This is a genomic window from Hydrogenophaga defluvii (assembly GCF_042665235.1).
Classification (GTDB): Bacteria; Pseudomonadota; Gammaproteobacteria; order Burkholderiales; family Burkholderiaceae_C; genus Hydrogenophaga; species Hydrogenophaga defluvii_A.
This window is the reverse complement of record NZ_JBHTBZ010000020.1, coordinates 1-18,324: the sequence shown is the minus strand read 5'-3', so window position 1 is coordinate 18,324 and position 18,324 is coordinate 1. Positions and strand designations below refer to the sequence as shown.

Here is an 18,324-nt window from a genome sequence, read left to right as displayed (position 1 = left end):
GGGATGCCGGCTCCGCTGCGGTGAAGCCCTTCTGGCCTTTGCCACCCCTTCCCTTCATCCACTGTTTCTGTGGATAACTTTGTGAAGAACTGAGCCCCGGCCGCCCGCCAGCCCTGATTTTGTGCGGTCTCAATCACATTGAACGTTTTGTTGGCAGTGGAAAACGCTTTGAAATCAACATCTTGGGATGCATGCCCTGCGCCGCTGTGGTGCGGCAGTCCGCATCGCAGCAACTGCGCCATGTGTGGACAGCTTTGGCCCCGGAGGCCGCATGGTTGAAGGCTTTCGCGCGGAAAACACCGCTGCAGCCGCACGTGTCTGGGCGGTTGGCGCGCTTGTGCGTGCCATTGCGGACACCTTGCAGGCCCGCTTCAACCCGGCCGCCGTGCGGGGAGAAATTTCCGGCTTCGCGCGCGCGGCCAGCGGCCATTGCTACTTTTCGCTGAAAGACGCCCAGGGGCAGATCCGCTGCGCCATGTTCCGCCGCGCGGCCCAAGGCTTGGACTTCAGCCCCGTGGAGGGCGATCTGGTGGAGGTGCAGGGCCGGCTGGACGTGTACGGCCCACGTGGCGACCTGCAGTTCATCGTCGAGAGCTTGCGTCGGGCCGGCCAGGGCGCCTTGTTCGAGCAGTTCCTGAGGCTCAAGGCCCAGCTGGAGGCCGAAGGTTGTTTTGATCCGGCCCGCAAACGCCCCTTGCCACCGCTGCCCACGTCCATCGGCGTGGTCACCTCGCTGGGGGCGGCGGCACTGCGCGATGTGGCCACGGCCTTGGCCCGGCGGGTGCCCCACCTGCCGGTGACGCTGTTCCCTGCTTCGGTGCAGGGTGTTCAGGCACCGGGCGAGTTGTGTGCGGCGCTTGATGCGGCGTTTGCGCAGCACCGCGCCACCGGCGCGCCGGCCGTGCTGTTGCTGGTGCGCGGTGGTGGTTCGCTGGAAGACCTGTGGGCCTTCAACGACCCGGCCGTGGTGCGCACCCTGACCCGTGCGCCCATGCCGGTGGTGTGTGGTGTCGGCCACGAAACCGATTTCACCCTGTGCGACTTCGCGGCCGATCTGCGGGCGCCCACGCCCACCGCTGCCGCCGAGTTGTGTGCACCGGCGCGAGCCGATTTGCTGGCCACACTCGACTGGCTGGACGAGCGCCTGCAGCGCGCCGCGCACGACGGACTGGACCTGCGGGCGCAACAGCTCGACCGCCTGGGCGCGCGCCTGGGCCGCCCTTCCGGCCGCCTGACGCAGGGCCAACGCCAGCTGCAGGCCTTGCAAGCCAGCTTGGGGCACGCGGTGCAATTGGGGCTGGAGCGCCGGCGCCTGGGCCTCCAGCGTCTGGCCGAACGACTGCCCCCGAGCGTGACCAGGCACCTGCAGGGCAGCCGGCAGCGCCTGGACCACGCAGGCCAGTCCCTGGCGCTGCTCGACCCCGCCCTGGTCTTGCAGCGGGGCTACGCCTGGCTGACCGATGAGGCCGGCCACGCCATCACCCAGGTGGCCCAGGCGCAACCCGGGCAGGCGGTGCGTGCGGTGCTGGCAGACGGTGAGCTTGGTCTGAAGGTCGAGCGATTGACCGCAAGGCACTGAGGTCATCAGCTCTGCCTACAATGCGGTTTTTCTGACCACCACAACACGAGAGGATCACCTGATGGAACACACCCTGCCCGCGCTGCCCTACGCGATTGACGCTCTGGCCCCGCACTACTCCCAGGAAACCCTGGAGTTCCACCACGGCAAGCACCACAACGCCTATGTGGTCAACCTGAACAACCTGCAAAAGGGCACCGAGTTCGAGAGCAAGACCCTGGAAGAGATTGTCAAGACGTCCAGCGGTGGCATCTACAACAACGCCGCCCAGATCTGGAACCACACCTTCTTCTGGAACTGCATGAAGCCCGCTGGCGGTGGTGAACCCACCGGCGCGCTGGCCGCTGCCATCAACGCCAAGTGGGGCAGCTACGCCGCCTTCAAGGAAGCCTTCGTCAAGAGCGCCGTGGGCAACTTCGGTTCGGGCTGGACCTGGCTGGTCAAGAAGGCCGATGGCTCGGTGGACATCGTCAACACCGGCGCCGCTGGCACCCCGCTGACCACCGCCGACAAGGCCCTGTTGACCGTGGACGTGTGGGAACACGCCTACTACATCGACTACCGCAACATGCGTCCGAAGTTTGTCGAGACCTTCCTCGACAAGCTGGTCAACTGGTCGTTTGCCGAGGCCAATTTCGCCTGACCACTGTCCACCGTGACAACCCAAGAGCCCGGCCCAGCACCGGGCTTTTTTGTGCCTGGCGCGGGCGGCCGGTCCTGCGCTGGGTCAAAAATCCGCCAAATTTTGAGAAGGAATTTTGCATGGCGGGAAAATCAGGGGAAAAACCGGTGGCAGGTCAGAGCGCAGAAAGCAAAATCGTGCACTGTCAGACGTTTGGACCGGCCGCCCCCTGGGCCGGTGGTTTTTTTCTCACAACCACATCAGGACAACCGAGATGAGTTCCCAGCAATCCACCATCATCTACACCCTGACCGACGAAGCGCCGCTGCTGGCGACCAGCGCCTTCCTCCCGGTCATCCGCACCTTTGCCGCGCCCGCCGGCGTGAACGTGGAGACCAGCGACATCTCGGTGGCCGGCCGCGTGCTCGGTCAGTTCCCTGAGTTCCTGAGCGAAGAGCAGCGTGCGCCCGACAACCTGGCCGAGCTGGGCAAGCTCACACTCAAGCCCCACGCCAACATCATCAAGCTGCCCAACATCAGCGCGTCGGTGTCGCAGCTGTTGGCCGCCATCAAGGAGTTGCAGGCCAAGGGCTACGCCATTCCCGATTACCCCGAGAACCCGAAGGACGACAAGGAAAAAGACATCCGGGCGCGCTACAACAAGTGCATCGGCTCGGCGGTCAACCCGGTGCTGCGCGAAGGCAACTCCGATCGCCGCGCACCCAAGGCGGTGAAGGAATACGCGCGCAAGAACCCGCACAGCATGGCCGAGTGGAGCCAGGCGTCGCGTTCGCACGTGTCTCACATGCACGCCGGCGACTTTTACCACGGCGAAAAGTCCATGACCCTGGACCGCGCGCGCGACGTGAAGATGGAGTTGATCACCAAAAGTGGCAAGAGCATCGTGCTCAAGCCAAAGGTGTCGCTGCTGGACCGCGAGGTCATCGACTCGATGTTCATGAGCAAGAAGGCCTTGCTGGACTTCTATGAAAAGGAAATCGAAGACGCGCACAAGACGGGCGTGATGTTCTCGCTGCACGTCAAGGCCACCATGATGAAGGTCTCGCACCCCATCGTGTTTGGTCACTGCGTGCGCATCTTCTACAAGGCCGCGTTCGAGAAACACGGCGAGTTGTTCAAAGAGCTGGGCGTCAACGTCAACAACGGCATGGTCGATCTGTACAACAAGATCGCCACGCTGCCACAAAGCAAACAGGACGAAATCAAACGCGACCTGCACGCTTGCCACGAAGGCCGTCCCGAGCTGGCCATGGTCGATTCGGCCAAGGGCATCACCAACTTCCACTCGCCCAACGACGTGATCGTGGACGCTTCGATGCCTGCCATGATCCGCAACGGCGGCAAGATGTGGGGCGCCGATGGCCGCCTCAAGGACGTCAAGGCCGTGATGCCCGAATCGACCTTCGCCCGCATCTACCAGGAGATGATCAACTTCTGCAAGTGGCACGGCGCCTTCGACCCCAAGACCATGGGCACGGTGCCCAACGTCGGCTTGATGGCCCAGCAGGCCGAGGAATACGGTTCGCACGACAAGACCTTCGAGATCCCCGAAGACGGCGTGGCCAACATCACCGACATCAACACCGGTGAGGTGCTGCTGAGCCAGGAGGTGGAGACCGGCGACATCTGGCGCATGTGCCAGGTCAAGGACGCCGCCATCCGCGACTGGGTCAAGCTGGCCGTCAACCGCGCCCGCAACTCCGGCATGCCGGTGGTGTTCTGGCTCGACCAGTACCGCCCCCACGAGGCGCAGCTCATCACCAAGGTCAAGATGTACCTGCACGAGCACAACACGGCTGGGCTGGACATCCAGATCATGAGCCAGGTGCGTGCCATGCGCTACACGCTGGAGCGTGTCATTCGCGGCTTGGACACCATCAGCGCCACCGGCAACATCCTGCGCGACTACCTGACCGACCTGTTCCCCATCATGGAGCTGGGCACCTCGGCCAAGATGTTGTCCATCGTGCCCCTGATGGCCGGCGGTGGCATGTACGAAACCGGTGCCGGCGGCTCGGCGCCCAAACACGTGCAGCAGCTGGTGGAAGAAAACCACCTGCGCTGGGACTCGCTGGGCGAGTTCCTGGCCCTGGCCGTGAGCCTGGAAGACCTGGGTCTCAAGACTGGCAACAACAAGGCCAAAATCCTGGCCAAGACGCTGGACGCCGCCACCGGCAAACTGCTGGACAACAACAAAAACCCCAGCCCCAAGACCGGCCAGCTCGACAACCGGGGCAGCCAGTTCTACCTGGCCATGTATTGGGCCCAGGCCCTGGCCGAGCAGACCGAAGACGCGGCCCTGGCCGCCCAGTTTGCGCCCCTGGCCAAGGCCCTGACCGACAACGAGCAGACCATCGTGGCCGAACTGGCGGCTGTGCAGGGCAAACCGGTGGACATTGGCGGCTACTACAAGCCCGACTTCAGCAAGCTGGACGCGGTGATGCGCCCCAGCGCCACCTTCAACGCCGCACTGGCCAGCGTGAAGGCCTGAACCTTTTCAGGATGACAACAAAAAACCCGCAGGTCTTCAGGACCTGCGGGTTTTTTTATGGGCCGTTGGAGGTCAGCGTGGCACAGGGTAGGTGCCGGGCACCAGGATGGACTTGTCCACGTTCTGCAGCTGCGTGTGGCCACAGAAGGCCATGCTCACGTCTAACTCCTTGTGGATGATCTGCAGCGCCTTGGTCACGCCGGCTTCGCCCATGGCGCCGAGGCCATAGACCATGGCACGACCGATCATGGTGCCGCGTGCGCCCAGGGCCCAGGCCTTGAGCACGTCCTGTCCGCTGCGGATGCCGCCATCCATCCACACTTCGAGCTTGTCGCCCACGGCGTCCACGATGGCGGGCAGGGCGTGGATGCTGCTGGGCGCACCGTCCAACTGGCGCCCGCCGTGGTTGCTCACCACGATGGCATCGGCACCGTGCTGGGCCGCCAGCACCGCGTCCTCCACCTCCATGATGCCCTTGAGGATGAGCTTGCCGCCCCACTGCTGCTTCACCCATTCCACATCGGCCCAGCTCAGGCGCGGGTCGAACTGCTCGTTGGTCCACGAAGCCAGCGAGTTCATGTCGCTCACGCCCTTCACATGGCCGACCAGGTTGCCGAAGGTGTGGCGGCGCGTGCCGGCCATCCCTAAGCACCAGCGGGGCTTGGTCATCAGGTTGATGATGTTGGCGATGGTGGGGCGGGGTGGGGCGGTGAGGCCGTTCTTCAAATCTTTGTGGCGCTGGCCAATCACCTGCAAGTCGAGCGTCAGCACCAGGGCCGAGCACTTGACGTCCTTGCAGCGCTGGATCATGCGCGCCATCGCGTCGCGGTCGCGCATCATGTAGAGCTGGAACCAGAAGGGCGACGACGTGTGGCTGGCGATGTCCTCGATGGAGCAGATGCTCATGGTGGACAGGGTGAACGGGATGCCAAACTTCTCGGCCGCTCGCGCTGCGTGGATTTCACCGTCGGCGTGCTGCATGCCCGTGAGGCCCACAGGTGCGATGGACACGGGCATCTTGGCGTCCACACCCACCATCTTCACCGCCGTGCTGCGGTTCTCCATGTTCACCGCCACCCGCTGGCGCAGCTTGATGGGCTGGAAGTCACCTTCGTTGGCACGGTAGGTGCCCTCGGTCCAGCTGCCCGAGTCGGCGTAGTCGTAGAACATGCGCGGCACGCGCTTCTCGGCCAGCACGCGCAGGTCTTCGATGTTGGTGATGACGGTCATTCGCGGGTCTCCTCTTGGGTGTGGCGCGAATGGTAGCGGAGCGCGCCCTGGGCCGGGTGTGAAAGCCGGCAACCGGGCCGTGAAAAAAATTGGCTCGGGTCCGCCTGCCCGATGGCAAGTGGCTTAACTGCAGCTCACGCTGCCACATCCGCTCATGGTGGCGGGGCGGATGGCGCTGGGGTCGGCCAGGGTTTCGGTGCGGCTGTCGAACTGCACGTTGCGCAGGTGCATGGCCAGGCCGGCGTCCATGCTGGCGGCGTGCTGAGGGAACCACTCGGCCAATGCTTCTGCAAGGCGGGTGATGATCTCTTGGTCGCCTTTGAGGAAGTGCTCCTCCACGGCGCGCATGGTTTCCAGGATGCTCGCGTGTTGGCCCGCGTGGCAGTTGTCGGCGGTGAAGCCGGTGGCCACCATCCAGCGGTCTTCCTGGTCGAAGTGGTCTTGTGTGTGCGCCAGAAAGGCGCGGTACAGCGGCAGTTGCTGGTCGGCCGGGGTGGCGAGCAGGGTATTGAGCTGCTCGACGAACTCGGCATGGGTGTCGTCCATGCGGCCGTCACCGGTGTGCAGTTCGGTGGACCAGGTGAGTGAGGGTGATGCGGTAGCGGTGCTCATGGCGCTGGAGGGTAGTGCCAGACACGGCGCCTGGCGTTGATGCAGGTCAAAAACTCAGCCCAGGCGCGCCCGGTGCCGTGCCAGCTGTTGGCGCACCTGCGTGGGCGCCGTGCCACCCAGGGTGTTGCGTGCGTGCAGCGAGCCTTGCAGGCTCAGGCAGTCGTACACGTCTTTTTCGATGCTGGGATGGAAACCCTGCAGCACCGCCAGGGGCAGTTCCGACAGATCGCAGGCATGGCTGGTGGCGGCCTTGACAGCGTGCGCCACGGTTTCGTGGGCATCGCGGAAGGGCAGGCCCTTTTTCACCAGGTAGTCGGCCAGATCGGTGGCGGTGGCGTAGCCACGTTTGGCGGCTTCTTCCATGGCGACGGCGTTCACGGTGATGCCACCTTCCTTGGCGCCGGTGGCCGGGTTCACCTGGCCACCCACCATCTCGGCAAAAATGCGCAGCGTGTCCTTCAAGGTGTCCACCGTGTCGAACAGCGGCTCCTTGTCTTCCTGGTTGTCCTTGTTGTAGGCCAGGGGCTGGCCCTTCATGAGCGTGATCAGGCCCATCAGGTGGCCCACCACCCGGCCGGTCTTGCCGCGTGCGAGTTCGGGCACATCGGGGTTTTTCTTCTGCGGCATGATCGACGAGCCGGTAGTGAAGCGGTCGGCGATTTTGATGAAGCCGAAGTTCTGGCTCATCCAGACAATCAGCTCTTCGCTGAAGCGGCTGATGTGCACCATGATCAGCGAGGCGGCGGCACTGAACTCGATGGCGAAGTCGCGGTCGCTCACCGCGTCCAGGCTGTTCTGGCACACCTGTGCCACGCCTTGCTCGTCGACCATGCCCAGGGTGCGCGCCACCCTTTCGCGGTCCAGCGGGTAGGTGGTGCCGGCCAGCGCGGCGCTGCCCAGGGGCAGGCGGTTGGTGCGGCGGCGCACGTCGCCCAGGCGCTCGGCGTCGCGCGCAAACATCTCCACATAGGCCAGCAGGTGGTGGGCAAAACTCACTGGTTGCGCCACCTGCAGGTGGGTGAAACCGGGCAGGATGACGTCCACGTTCTGTTCCGCCACATCCACCAAGGCTTTTTGCAGGTCGTCCAGCAGTGTGGTGATGAGGTCGATCTCGCCGCGCAGCCACAGGCGCACATCGGTGGCCACCTGGTCGTTGCGGCTGCGGCCGGTGTGCAGGCGTTTGCCGGCATCACCCACCAGCTGGGTCAGGCGGGCTTCAATGTTGAGGTGCACGTCCTCGAGGTCCAGCTTCCATTCAAAGCTGCCCGACTCGATTTCCTGGCGGATCTGCGCCATGCCACGCTCGATGGCCTCGCGGTCGGCTGCAGCGATGATGCCCTGAGCGGCCAGCATTTCGGCGTGCGCCAGGCTGCCCGTGATGTCGGCCAGCCACAGGCGTTTGTCAAAGAACACGCTGGCGGTGTAGCGCTTGACCAAGTCGCTCATCGGCTCGGAGAATAGGGCCGACCAGGCTTGGGATTTGGTGTCGAGTTGGTTGGAAGACATGGTGTGTGCTGGGGTTGCGCGCAAGCTGCGGGCGGCGCGCGTCCTCTGAAATGACCTGTTTGGGCCCGGATGAACGATTCGCAAATTTTATCGACCTTCGCCGACCTGCCACGACCGGGGGTGGCAGCGGCGGTTCCAGACCACGGTGCACCGGCACGCCCACTGGCATGGGACGTCTGCCAACTCGGTGTGGTGCTGCGCGCGGTGCTGTTTGTGCAGGCGGTCACAGCCGTGGGCGTGATGTTTGTGGCGCCTGCGCCGCAAGCCTGGTTGATGTCCACCGCGCTGTTGACGGCGGGCACCCTGCCTGCCACCTTGTTGTGGTTGTTGATGGCTTGTGGGGGGCGGCGGCTGTTTTCAAGCTGGCCCATGACCGCCCAGTGGCTGGTGGCTGGCGTCCTGGGCGCCCTGGCGGGTTTGGCCGGATGTGGCTTGTTGGCGTGGTCCGGGCTGCTGCTGGTGGTGCCTTGGGTGGGCAGTGCCGCAGGCGGTGGTTTGATGGCGTTGGTGCTGCTGGCTGGCCTGGTTTGGCGGGCCAAGGCCACGATGCCGGCCGGTACGCAGGCGCGGCTGGTCGAGTTGCAGTCGCGCATACGGCCCCACTTTTTGTTCAACACGCTCAACAGCGCCATCGCCCTGGTGCGTGCAGAACCCAAACAGGCTGAAGCTTTGCTGGAAGACCTGAGTGAACTGTTCCGCCACGCCCTCACCGACCAGGGGCAAGCGGTGCCACTGGCTCAGGAAATTGACTTGGCGCGGCGTTATTTGGCCATCGAGCAGGTGCGTTTTGGTGAGCGACTGAGGGTGGTGTGGGACATTGATCCCCTGGCCGATGCCGCCCGGTTGCCGCCGCTGATCCTGCAGCCGCTGGTGGAGAATGCGGTCAAACACGGTGTGGAGCCGAGCCCGGAGGGGGCCCAATTGCACATCAGCACACAACGCCGTGGCGCGGTGGTGGTGATCAAAGTGTCCAACACCGTGCCGGCGGGCAGTGGTGCACCCGGTCATGGTTTGGCGCTGGCCAATGTGCGCGAACGCCTGGCTTTGCTGCATGATGTCGAGGGGCAGTTTCGTCACAGCCTGCGTGATGGGGTCTTCCGGGTGCGGCTGGAGCTGCCGGCCTGAGATGAAAAGTAGGAAGGGGAGGAAGGGCATGCAAAGGAGCTACTCATGTCGCTGAAGGTATTGGTGGTGGACGACGAGCCGCTGGCCCGCATGCGCCTGCGCGATCTGCTGTCTGACTGCGACGAGCCGGTCACCGAGTGGGTGGGCGAGGCGGCGCATGCGCAGCAGGCGCTGGACACGCTGGGCACCACCCGGTGCGATGTGGTTCTGCTCGACATCCACATGCCCGGCATGGACGGCTTGCGTCTGGCGCAGGCGATCAAGGCCTTGCCCCTGCCTCCGGCCATTGTGTTCGTCACCGCGCATGCCGAGCACGCACTGGAGGCCTTCGATCTGGAAGCGCTGGACTACCTCACCAAGCCGGTGCGCCGCGACCGGCTCCAGCAGGCCCTCGACAAAGCGCAACGCTGGCACGCCACCCGCCTGGCCACTGGCAGCGAGGCGGCGGACCACCTGCTGATCCAGGACAGGGGCCGCGTGGAGCGTGTGCCGGTGACCGACGTCGTCTATCTCAAGGCCGAACTCAAGTACGTGACCGTGCGCACGCGCGAGCGCAGCCACATCTACGACGGCTCACTCAGCGACCTGGAAACGCGTTACCCCGAGCGTTTTGTGCGCGTGCACCGCAACGCCCTGGTGGCACGGCCCTGCCTGCGTGCGCTGGAGCGCCACCACGGCGGCGGCGCCGAGGCCGACGGCTGGGAGGTGGCGTTACACGGTGTGGACGAGCGTCTGCGCGTGTCGCGACGCCAGCTCGCGTCGCTGCGCGAAGTGCTGCAGCAGACCGCACACTGACTCACTCGCGCGCGGCTCAGCCCGTGTTGCGCAACCCGGCCGCGATGCCGTTGATGGACAGGTGGATGCCGCGCTTGACGCGTTCGTCCCCTTCGCCCTGGCGGTGCCGGCGGATCAGCTCCACCTGCAGGTGGTGCAGCGGATCGATGTAGGGGAAGCGGTGGCGCATGGAGCGCTGCAGCGCGGCGTTGTTGGACAGGCGCTGCTTCTCGCCGGTGATGAGTGCCAGCGCTTTTGCGGTGCGCTGCCACTCGGCCTCGATGGCGCTGAACACCTTTTTGCGCAGTCGCGTGTTGTCCACCAGCTCGGCGTAGCGCGAGGCCAGGGCCAGGTCGCTCTTGGCCAACACCATGTCCATGTTGGACAGCAGGGTGCGGAAAAACGGCCACTGCCGGCACATGCGCTGCAGCAAGGCCTCGCGCTTTTTCACATCGCCCGCGCCGCCGGCCTTCACAAAGGCCTCCACCGCCGAACCAAAACCGTACCAGCCCGGCAGTGTCAGGCGGCACTGGCCCCAGCTGAAGCCCCACGGAATCGCCCGCAGGTCTTCGATGCGCTGTGTGGCCTTGCGTGAGGCCGGACGCGAGCCAATCTGCAGCTCCGCGATCTCACGGATGGGCGTGGCGCTGAAGAAATAGTCGGCGAACCCGGGCGTGCCATAGACCAGCGCGCGGTAGGCACCCATGCTGGTGTCTGACAGTTGCGCGGCAGCTTCCAGAAAGGTCTTGGGCGCGGTCTGGGCGGGCGGCAACAGCGTGGCTTCCAGCGTGGCGGCCACCAGGGTTTCCAGGTTGCGCCGGCCGATGTCGGGGTTGGCGTATTTGGAGGCGATCACCTCGCCCTGTTCGGTCAGGCGAATTTGCCCACGCACGGTGCCAGGGGGCTGCGCCAGGATGGCCTGGTAGCTGGGGCCACCACCACGCCCCACCGTGCCGCCACGGCCGTGGAACATCCGAAGCCGGATCGGTTTGTCGGCCTTGCCGAGTTGGTCAAACAGGGCGACCAGCGCGACTTCGGCGCGGTACAACGACCAGTTGCTGGTGAAGATGCCACCGTCCTTGTTGCTGTCGGAGTAGCCCAGCATCACGTCCTGTTCGTGGTATTGGTGTGCCCCGCCGTTCTGCACCATGGCCAACACGCCGGGCAGGGCGTAGAAGTCGCGCATGATGTGATCGCTCTGCCCCAGGTCGGGGATGGTCTCGAACAGGGGCACGACGATGAGGTCGGCGCGTGCGTCCTCGCCCAGCAGGCCATGCATCAGCCCACATTCTTTTTGTAGCAGCAACACCTCCAGCAGGTCGCTCACGGTTTCGGTGTGGCTGATGATGTAGTGGCGCAGCGCCTGCGCGCCGTACCGGGCACGGCCCTCGCGCGCGGCCTCGAAGATGGCCAGCTCGCTTTGCGCATGGGCGCTGTAGTTGGCACCGGGCACACGCAGTGGACGGGCGTCTTGCAGGCATTGCAACAGCAGGGCCTGGCGTTCGTTTTCATCCAGCGCGCTGTAGTCGGCGCAGAGGCGGGCGTGTTGGAGCAGCTCGGTCACCACCATTTCGTGCTGGTCCGAACTTTGGCGCAGGTCCACCGTGGCGAGGTGAAAGCCAAACACCTCGACCGTGCGGATCAAGGGGCGCAGGCGGTGCTGGGCCAACGCGCTGCCGTGGTGGGCACACAGCGAGTCGTCGATGGTGCGCAGGTCGGCCAGAAACTCGTCGGCACTGGTGTAGGGGTTTTGGGGGGCAACGGCGTGGCGTGCCGCTTCGCCGCCAGAAAGCTCGCGCAAGGTGGCGGCCAGGCGGGCGTAGATGCCGGTGAGCGCGCGCCGGTAGGGCTCGTCCTGCCGGTGCTCGTTGGTGTCGGGCGAGCGCTCGGCCAAGGCCGCCATCGCGGGCGTCACGCTGGTGAGCATGGCCGACATGGACAGCTCGCCGCCCAGCAGGTGCACCTCGGTGAGGTGGTGGCGCAGCACCATCTCGGCCTGGCGCGACAAGGCCAGGCGCAGCGTGCTGGCCGTCACGAAGGGGTTGCCATCGCGGTCGCCGCCAATCCACTGGCCCATGCGCAGGAACGGGGCCAGCGGCGTGGACACGTCCAGGCGCTGCTCCAGCTCGCGGTACAGGCGCGGGATCTGGCGCAAGAAGGTGCTTTCGTAGTAACTCAGCGCGTTCTCGATTTCGTCGCTCACCGTGAGCTTGGTGAAACGCAGCAGCCGCGTCTGCCAGAGCTGGGCCACGCGGGCGCGCATTTGCAGTTCGATGTCGGCGCGCGCCAGCGGTGCGGCCTCTTCGCGCTGAGCCAGCAACTGCGCAATGCCACGCTCGGCGTCGAGGATGCTTTTGCGCTGCACCTCGGTGGGGTGGGCCGTGAGCACGGGCGACACATGGCACTGCGCCAACTCGGCCGCGATGGTGTGGTTGGCGATGCCGGCGGCGGCCAGGCGCTGCAGCGTCATGGCCAGGCTGCCTTCCTGGTGGCTGCCGGCGCGTTCGTGCACGGCGCGGCGGCGCACGTGGTGGCGGTCTTCGGCCAGGTTGACCAGGTGGCTGAAATAGGTGAAGGCGCGGATCACGCTGACCGCCTGGTCGCCGCTCAAGCTTTTGAGCAGGCGTTTGAGGGCTTGCTGGGCGGCCGCGTCGGCGTCGCGGTGGAAGGCCACCGACATTTGCCGGATGCTCTCGATGAGTTCAAAAGCGGCCTTGCCCTCCTGTTCGCGGATCACATCGCCCAACATGCGGCCCAGCAGGCGGATGTCGTCGAGCAGGGGTTGGTCCTTGTCGGGGCGGCGGGCGGTCGAGGCGGTGGGCTTCATGGTGTCGCAGGGCGTTGGGGCAGGGGGCTCGGGCGGGCGCCATGCTAGCATCCGCGCGACCCCGTCCGTTACCACCGAGTTACCGCCAAGTTGGCGTTCTGCATGGCTTCCTTCCCCGCCTCCACCCCCCTGTCCCTGACCATTGCCACCCGCGAAAGCCGGTTGGCGTTGTGGCAGGCCGAACACGTCAAAGCCTGCCTGCAAGCCCAGGGCCACAGCGTGACCTTGCTGGGCATGACCACGCTGGGCGATCAAATTCTGGACCGCACGCTAAGCAAAGTGGGTGGCAAGGGCTTGTTCGTCAAAGAACTGGAAACCGCTTTGGAAGATGGCCGCGCCGACCTGGCCGTGCATTCGCTCAAGGACGTGCCCATGGAGTTGCCGCCTGGTTTTGAGCTGGCGGCCGTGATGGAGCGCGAAGACCCACGCGACGCCTGGGTGTCGCCCCACTGCGCCGGCCTGGCCGATTTGCCACCGGGTGCGGTGGTGGGCACCTCCAGCCTGCGCCGCCAGGTGCTGCTGCAGGACGCCTTGCGCGCGCTGGGCCGCAGCGACGTGCGCATCGAACCCCTGCGTGGCAACCTCGACACCCGGCTGCGCAAGCTCGACGAAGGCCAGTACCACGCCATCGTGTTGGCCGCCGCTGGCTTGAAGCGCCTGGGCCTGGGCGATCGCATCCGCCACGTGTTCGAACCCGAAACCATGTTGCCTGCGGCCGGGCAGGGTGCGCTGGGCATCGAAATCCGTTCGGGCCGCCCCGAGCTGCGCGCCGCGCTGGCGCCGCTGTGCCACGCCCGCAGTTGGGCTGCGGTGGCGGCCGAACGTGCGGTGTCGCGTGCCATGGGCGGCAGTTGCTCCATGCCACTGGCCGCCCACGCGGTGCTGACCGATGGCAACTTGTTCTTGCGTGCCGCCTGGGGCGACGTGGCGCAAGGCGGACCGCTGGTGCGTGCGCAGGACAGCCTGGTGCTGAGCGACCTGGCTGATCTGGCTGCGGCCGAGGCATTGGGCACCCGGGTGGCTGCGGCCTTGCGCGCCGGTGGCGCGGGCTGAAACGGGCGCCGCCCGGTGAAGCCGCCAGCCCAACGCGTCGTCGTCACACGCCCGGCCGATGAAGCTGGGCCTTGGCAGACTGCTTTGGAGCAGCACGGGTTCATGACCTTGATGCTGCCCTTGATCGATGTGGCGGGTATGCCTGACGTGGCGATGCCGCCGCTGGCAGGCTTTGATGCCGTGATGTGGGTCAGTGGCAACGCGGTGCGATTTTTTCTGCCGGCGGTGGTGGCCCGCTGGCCAACCGACTTGCGCTGCTGGGCCCCCGGGCCGGGCACCGCGCAGGCGCTGCGTGCCGGCGGCGTGCCGGCCCATCTCATCGACGAGCCGGCGGTTGATGCGCCCCAATTCGATTCCGAGGCCCTGTGGGCTGTGGTCGCACCCCAAATGGGGCCGGGCAAACGTGTGCTGCTGGTGCGCGGGCGCAGCCAGGGTGTGGCGGCCGCATCTTCCGGCAGAGAGTGGTTGTTGCAGCAATGTGCGGCGGCCGGCGCCGAGGTGGTGGCCCTGCCGGTCTACGAACGGCGCTGCCCCGTCTGGCGTGCCGAAGAGGCTGCCGAAGCGGCGTTGGCGGCAGAGGATGGCAGCGTCTGGCTGTTCAGCAGCGGCGAAGCGGTCGGGCACCTGCAAACGCTGCTGCCTGCGCAGGATTGGCGCCACACGCCGGCCATGGCCACCCACCCGCGCATCGCGCTGGCGCTGGAAAAAGCGGGCTTTGTTCGGGTGTGTACCGTTCGCCCCACGGTGCAAAGCGTTGTTGAGGCGCTGTCCCCTGCCTGATCGGGTCCGCAGGGCGCCTAGAATCGGCCTGACATGAGTGCCGAATCGCCCACTTCAAGCCCCCAGGTTGCCGACGAGCGACCTCCTGCGCCACGCGCCAGTGCCGGTGCAGGCGGCGCCTTGCTCATGCTGACCCTGGTGGTGGCACTGGTGGCCTTGTTGATGTCCGGCATCCTGTGGCAAAAGCTGGAGCAGACCCAGAAGGAACTGGCCCGCCAGAGTGCGGAAAGTGCCAGCGACGCCAAGGACGCCCGCTCGGTGGCCACCGAAACCGAATCACAGTTCCAGGAATTGCAGGCGCGCCTGAGCGTGGCCGAAGTGCGGCTCTCCGAAGTGAGTCTGCAGCGCAGCCAGCTGGAAGAGCTGATGGTCAGCGTGTCCCGATCGCGCGACGACCACCTGGTGCAGGAGCTGGAATCCACCCTCAAACTGGCCCAGCAGCAGGCCCAGCTCACCGGCAGCGCGCAACTGCTCATCTCGGCATTGCAGTCGGCCGACAACCGCATTTCGCGGGCCGTGCAACCCCGCCTCAACCCGGTGCAGCGGGCCATTGCACGTGACATCGAGCGCATCAAGGGCGCGGCCTTGACCGACATTCCGGCCTTGGCCAACCGCCTGGATGAGTTGATCAAGGTGGTGGACGAATTGCCCATGGCAAACGCGGTGGGTGCGCTCGGGCGGCCTGTGCCACCGGCTGGCGCGGCGCGGCGCGAGGTGGCAGATCTGCCGGCGGAACCTGCCATGGACCCAGGTTGGTGGGCGCGCGTGCGCCATACCGCTGAAGTGCTGTGGACCCGTGTGTGGGCCGATGTGCGAGAAGAAGCCAGCGACCTGCTGCGGGTCACCCGCATCGATCAGCCAGAGGCCCTGTTGCTGGCGCCCGAACAAGCCTTCATGCTGCGGCAAAACCTCAAAATGCAGCTGCTCAATGCCCGTCTGGCGCTGCTGGCGCGTCAGATTCCGCAGGCCCAGGCCGATGTGCTGACCGCTTCCGCCGCCGTGCGACGCTACTTTGACGAAGAGGCGGCGCCCACGCGCCACGTGCTCAAGGCCCTGGCGCAGGTGCAGTCGGAGATGACTTCGACCGACCTGCCTCGACCGACCGAGACGCTGGCCGCTCTGGCCACGGCGGCCGGCGGCCGCTGAGAGAGGCACGCCGATGTTCCGTCATGTGTTCTGGTTCCTGGCATGGGCGGCGGTGGCCGTGGCGCTGGCCTTGCTGGTGGGGCAGAACCACGCCAGTGTGACGGTGTTCTGGCCCCCCTACCGCATCGACCTGTCCTTCAACCTGGTGCTGTTTGGCGTGGCGGCCGTGTTTGTGTTGCTGCACCTGAGCTGGCGCGGCGCCAGCAGCCTGGCCGCCATGCCCGGGCGGGCCCGGCGCTGGCGCGCGCGGCAGCTTGAGCGCGCCGCGATGTCGGGCGTCATGGACGCCTTGTCCAACCAGCTTGCCGGGCGTTTTGTGCGCGCCCAGACCGCTGCCCAAGAGGCCTTGGATCACCTGAAACAGTTGCCCGACCACGACCTGCCCCGGCACGGCCAGTTGACGGCGCTGGCGCACCTGCTGGTGGCTGAAAGTGCCCACGCTTTGCAGAACCGCGACACCCGCGACCACCACCAGCGTTTGGCGATCGCGCCGGGTCTGGTGCGCCAGGGCAACGAAACCCGCGAAGGTGCGCTGTTGCGCGCGGCCCGCTGGGCGGTGGAAGACCGCGATGCCAACGCCGCTGCCGCGTGGCTGGGCGAACTGCCACAAGGCGCGGCGCGCCGCATTGTGGCGCTGCGCCTGCGCTTGCGTGTGGCGCGCATGCAGCGTGATGCGACGGCCGCGCTTGAGATGGCCCGTGTGCTGGCCAAACACCGGGCCTTCTCCAGCGACGCCGCACCCGCCGTGTTGCGGGGGTTGGTGCTCGATGCGTTCAAAGGCGCGCGCGACCTGCCGCAGCTGCAGGCCATCTGGCGTCAGCTGGACCCGACCGAACAGGCCATGCCGGAACTCGCGATCGCGGCGGCAGAACGCCTGCATGCCCTTGCTGCCTCCCAGGGGCGGGATGGGGGCTCACCTGACGGCGGGGCCGATGAAGCGGCTCTCGTGGCGCGGGACATGGTGCTGGGCGTGTGGTCTCAATACGCGGCGCTGGATGCCCACTGGCGCGCCCGCTTGGTCAAGGTGCTCGCACGTCGCATGGATGTGAACGACACCGGCTGGCTCGCACGCATCGAGCAGATGCAGCGCCAACTGCCCAACGATCCGTTCCTGCAGTACCTGGGCGGGCACGTCTGCCTGCAGCGTCAGCTGTGGGGCAAAGCGGCACAGCTGTTGTCTCAGGCCAGCACCGGCTTGGTCGACGCCGAGCTGTTGCGCCAGACGTGGTGTGGCCTGGCGCTGTTGGCCGAGGAGCGGGGCGACGCCACGGCAGCGCAGGTGGCCTGGAGAAAAGCCGCTCAAACCGTTTAATCGTCTCTCGACATCAACACCCGGAACCGCCCATAAAAAAACCCGCCGTATTGGCGGGTTTTTTTATGGGCCAAGCCTGTCTTCAGGCTCAGGGCTTGCGTCAGTGTGCGCTCTGCGTTGGCTGCTGTTCAAACGGCAACACCATGTTGCGCAGGTCGCGGCGGGTTTCTACCAGAACCAGCGGGCCGTCGTCCATGGCCACCACGGACTTGGGCTCGCGCGGCACGTGGATGGGCTTGGGCTCGGCAGCGATGGCGGCCTGTGCTTGCTGCACCTTGTTGCCATCGGAATGCACCCACACCAGCCCAGAAGCTTGGGCGATGCTGGCCAGTGCGTCGATTTCGAGTGTGAACGGCTGCACCTTGGGCAGGCCCGCTTCGGCCACTGGCGCCACGGCAGGCGTTGCGACGGTTTTCTCGACAGGCGCGGGTCGCGGTTGGTGCGCGGGGGCTTCGGTCTGGGGCGCGGTGTCGGTGGGCTGTTCAGCCGCCACCTCATCCGACGCGACCGACACCGGTTCGGCCGCCTGGGTCCGGGTGAAGTAGCTCCGCACCGGTGCGTCGATGTCCACAGCCGGGGCAGCCGGCGATGCAGTGTCGGCGCCTTCGCTGGCCACCTCGGTGGAGGCAACCGGGCTGTCGCCCTGGCTTGCGTCGGCGCTGTCACCTCGGCCACGGCGTTCGCGGCCGTAGCGGTCGCGGCTGCGGCGCTGACCACCATTGCGAGCCGGTTCCTGGCCGTCTTGTGGGGCATCGGCAGCGGCGCCATCGGTGGCGGCGCTGTTGTCGCTGGCCACTTGTGCATTGCCTTCGGCGGTGTCGTCGGCGGGGCGGCGTTCGTTGCGGCGGCCACCACGCTCGCGGCGGGCGCCTTCGCCACGTTCACCACCACGTTCGCTGCGCTCGCGGCGCGGTGCATCGCTGGTGCTGTCCACCGCTGCTTCGATCGCGACGTTGTCGTTCACGGTCGCCTGGGCCACAGCGCCCAGTTCCTGTTGTTCGCGGGCACCTTCGCGCTGGCCGTCACGTTGGCCGCCACGGCCACCTCGGTTGCCGCGTGCCCCACGTTCTTCACCGCGGCCTTCGCTGCGACGGCCTTCGGCGTTGCCGCGCTCGCTGCCTTCGGGGCGCGGGCCACGGCCGCCTCGACCACCTTCTCGTGCACCGTCACGGCCACCTTCGCGGCCGCCGTCTCGTCCCGCATCGCGCTGACCGCCACGGCCACCACGGCCACCGTCACGGCGGCC

At 66.4% G+C, this 18,324-nt stretch carries 15 protein-coding genes; 9 read left to right on the top strand and 6 right to left on the bottom strand.

Annotated features, from left to right (window positions below):
- Positions 1-271: 271 nt before the first annotated feature.
- The 3 genes from xseA to ACFQU0_RS09395 all read left to right on the top strand — a co-directional run bounded on the left by xseA (position 272) and on the right by ACFQU0_RS09395 (position 4,713).
- On the top strand, positions 272-1,579 hold the full coding sequence (gene xseA / locus ACFQU0_RS09405) for an exodeoxyribonuclease VII large subunit (RefSeq protein ID WP_382200091.1): 1,308 nt from the start codon (positions 272-274) through the stop codon (positions 1,577-1,579).
- A gap of 61 nt (positions 1,580-1,640) precedes the next feature.
- A complete protein-coding gene (locus ACFQU0_RS09400; RefSeq protein WP_382200089.1) occupies positions 1,641-2,222 on the top strand; it encodes a Fe-Mn family superoxide dismutase in 582 nt (193 codons plus the stop codon).
- Positions 2,223-2,475: 253 nt separating this feature from the next.
- Entirely contained in the window at positions 2,476-4,713 is a 2,238-nt protein-coding gene (locus tag ACFQU0_RS09395) for an NADP-dependent isocitrate dehydrogenase (protein WP_382200087.1), read from the top strand.
- A 72-nt stretch (positions 4,714-4,785) separates the two neighbouring features.
- On the opposite strand, the gene ACFQU0_RS09390 is transcribed toward ACFQU0_RS09395, so the two are convergent.
- The 3 genes from ACFQU0_RS09390 to argH form a co-directional block, all read right to left on the bottom strand.
- Entirely contained in the window at positions 4,786-5,943 is a 1,158-nt protein-coding gene (locus ACFQU0_RS09390) for an alpha-hydroxy acid oxidase (protein WP_382200085.1), read from the bottom strand.
- A 123-nt stretch (positions 5,944-6,066) separates the two neighbouring features.
- Positions 6,067-6,555: a hemerythrin domain-containing protein gene (locus tag ACFQU0_RS09385; RefSeq protein ID WP_382200083.1), complete on the bottom strand. Its 489-nt coding sequence runs from the start codon at positions 6,553-6,555 to the stop codon at positions 6,067-6,069.
- Between the two features lie 54 nt (positions 6,556-6,609).
- Entirely contained in the window at positions 6,610-8,061 is a 1,452-nt protein-coding gene (gene argH, locus ACFQU0_RS09380; RefSeq protein WP_382200081.1) for an argininosuccinate lyase, read from the bottom strand.
- Positions 8,062-8,130: 69 nt separating this feature from the next.
- Between argH and ACFQU0_RS09375 the strand changes: the two genes are divergently transcribed.
- Complete coding sequence (locus ACFQU0_RS09375; protein WP_382200079.1) at positions 8,131-9,186, top strand: sensor histidine kinase; 1,056 nt, start codon at positions 8,131-8,133, stop codon at positions 9,184-9,186.
- A gap of 45 nt (positions 9,187-9,231) precedes the next feature.
- Positions 9,232-9,981, top strand: a complete 750-nt coding sequence (locus ACFQU0_RS09370) for a LytR/AlgR family response regulator transcription factor (RefSeq protein WP_382200077.1) — start codon at positions 9,232-9,234, stop codon at positions 9,979-9,981.
- A 16-nt stretch (positions 9,982-9,997) separates the two neighbouring features.
- Here the strand turns inward: ACFQU0_RS09370 and ppc are convergent, their stop codons facing one another.
- Complete coding sequence (gene ppc, locus ACFQU0_RS09365; protein WP_382200075.1) at positions 9,998-12,787, bottom strand: phosphoenolpyruvate carboxylase; 2,790 nt, start codon at positions 12,785-12,787, stop codon at positions 9,998-10,000.
- Positions 12,788-12,889: 102 nt separating this feature from the next.
- Here ppc and hemC point away from each other — a divergent pair, with 102 nt between their 5' ends.
- The 4 genes from hemC to ACFQU0_RS09345 are packed head-to-tail and all read left to right on the top strand — an operon-like array spanning position 12,890 to position 17,078.
- A complete protein-coding gene (gene hemC, locus ACFQU0_RS09360) occupies positions 12,890-13,840 on the top strand; it encodes a hydroxymethylbilane synthase (RefSeq protein WP_382200073.1) in 951 nt (316 codons plus the stop codon).
- A gap of 15 nt (positions 13,841-13,855) precedes the next feature.
- Positions 13,856-14,620 carry a uroporphyrinogen-III synthase gene (locus ACFQU0_RS09355; protein WP_382200071.1) on the top strand — a complete coding sequence of 255 codons (765 nt, stop codon included), beginning with the start codon at positions 13,856-13,858 and terminating at the stop codon, positions 14,618-14,620.
- Between the two features lie 33 nt (positions 14,621-14,653).
- Complete coding sequence (locus tag ACFQU0_RS09350; RefSeq protein WP_382200069.1) at positions 14,654-15,766, top strand: uroporphyrinogen-III C-methyltransferase; 1,113 nt, start codon at positions 14,654-14,656, stop codon at positions 15,764-15,766.
- A 13-nt stretch (positions 15,767-15,779) separates the two neighbouring features.
- Entirely contained in the window at positions 15,780-17,078 is a 1,299-nt protein-coding gene (locus ACFQU0_RS09345; protein ID WP_382200067.1) for a heme biosynthesis HemY N-terminal domain-containing protein, read from the top strand.
- 100 nt (positions 17,079-17,178) lie between these two features.
- Here ACFQU0_RS09345 and ACFQU0_RS09340 read toward each other — a convergent pair whose 3' ends face one another.
- Together ACFQU0_RS09340 and ACFQU0_RS09335 are read right to left on the bottom strand one after the other, a co-directional pair.
- Positions 17,179-18,042 (bottom strand): hypothetical protein, encoded by an 864-nt coding sequence (locus tag ACFQU0_RS09340; protein WP_382200065.1) that lies wholly within the window; start codon positions 18,040-18,042, stop codon positions 17,179-17,181.
- Positions 18,039-18,324, bottom strand: a 286-nt coding sequence (locus ACFQU0_RS09335) for a hypothetical protein (RefSeq protein ID WP_382200063.1), incomplete at its 5' end; no start/stop codon positions are given. The genes ACFQU0_RS09335 and ACFQU0_RS09340, both read right to left, overlap by 4 nt.

Bases quoted from the DNA above. Each gene is read 5' to 3' on its own strand.
- xseA (WP_382200091.1), top strand. From the start codon at position 272: ATGGTTGAAGGCTTTCGCGCGGAAAACACCGCTGCAGCCGCACGTGTC.
- ACFQU0_RS09400 (WP_382200089.1), top strand. From the start codon at position 1,641: ATGGAACACACCCTGCCCGCGCTGCCCTACGCGATTGACGCTCTGGCC.
- ACFQU0_RS09395 (WP_382200087.1), top strand. From the start codon at position 2,476: ATGAGTTCCCAGCAATCCACCATCATCTACACCCTGACCGACGAAGCG.
- ACFQU0_RS09390 (WP_382200085.1), bottom strand. From the start codon at position 5,943: ATGACCGTCATCACCAACATCGAAGACCTGCGCGTGCTGGCCGAGAAG.
- ACFQU0_RS09385 (WP_382200083.1), bottom strand. From the start codon at position 6,555: ATGAGCACCGCTACCGCATCACCCTCACTCACCTGGTCCACCGAACTG.
- argH (WP_382200081.1), bottom strand. From the start codon at position 8,061: ATGTCTTCCAACCAACTCGACACCAAATCCCAAGCCTGGTCGGCCCTA.
- ACFQU0_RS09375 (WP_382200079.1), top strand. From the start codon at position 8,131: ATGAACGATTCGCAAATTTTATCGACCTTCGCCGACCTGCCACGACCG.
- ACFQU0_RS09370 (WP_382200077.1), top strand. From the start codon at position 9,232: ATGTCGCTGAAGGTATTGGTGGTGGACGACGAGCCGCTGGCCCGCATG.
- ppc (WP_382200075.1), bottom strand. From the start codon at position 12,787: ATGAAGCCCACCGCCTCGACCGCCCGCCGCCCCGACAAGGACCAACCC.
- hemC (WP_382200073.1), top strand. From the start codon at position 12,890: ATGGCTTCCTTCCCCGCCTCCACCCCCCTGTCCCTGACCATTGCCACC.
- ACFQU0_RS09350 (WP_382200069.1), top strand. From the start codon at position 14,654: ATGAGTGCCGAATCGCCCACTTCAAGCCCCCAGGTTGCCGACGAGCGA.
- ACFQU0_RS09345 (WP_382200067.1), top strand. From the start codon at position 15,780: ATGTTCCGTCATGTGTTCTGGTTCCTGGCATGGGCGGCGGTGGCCGTG.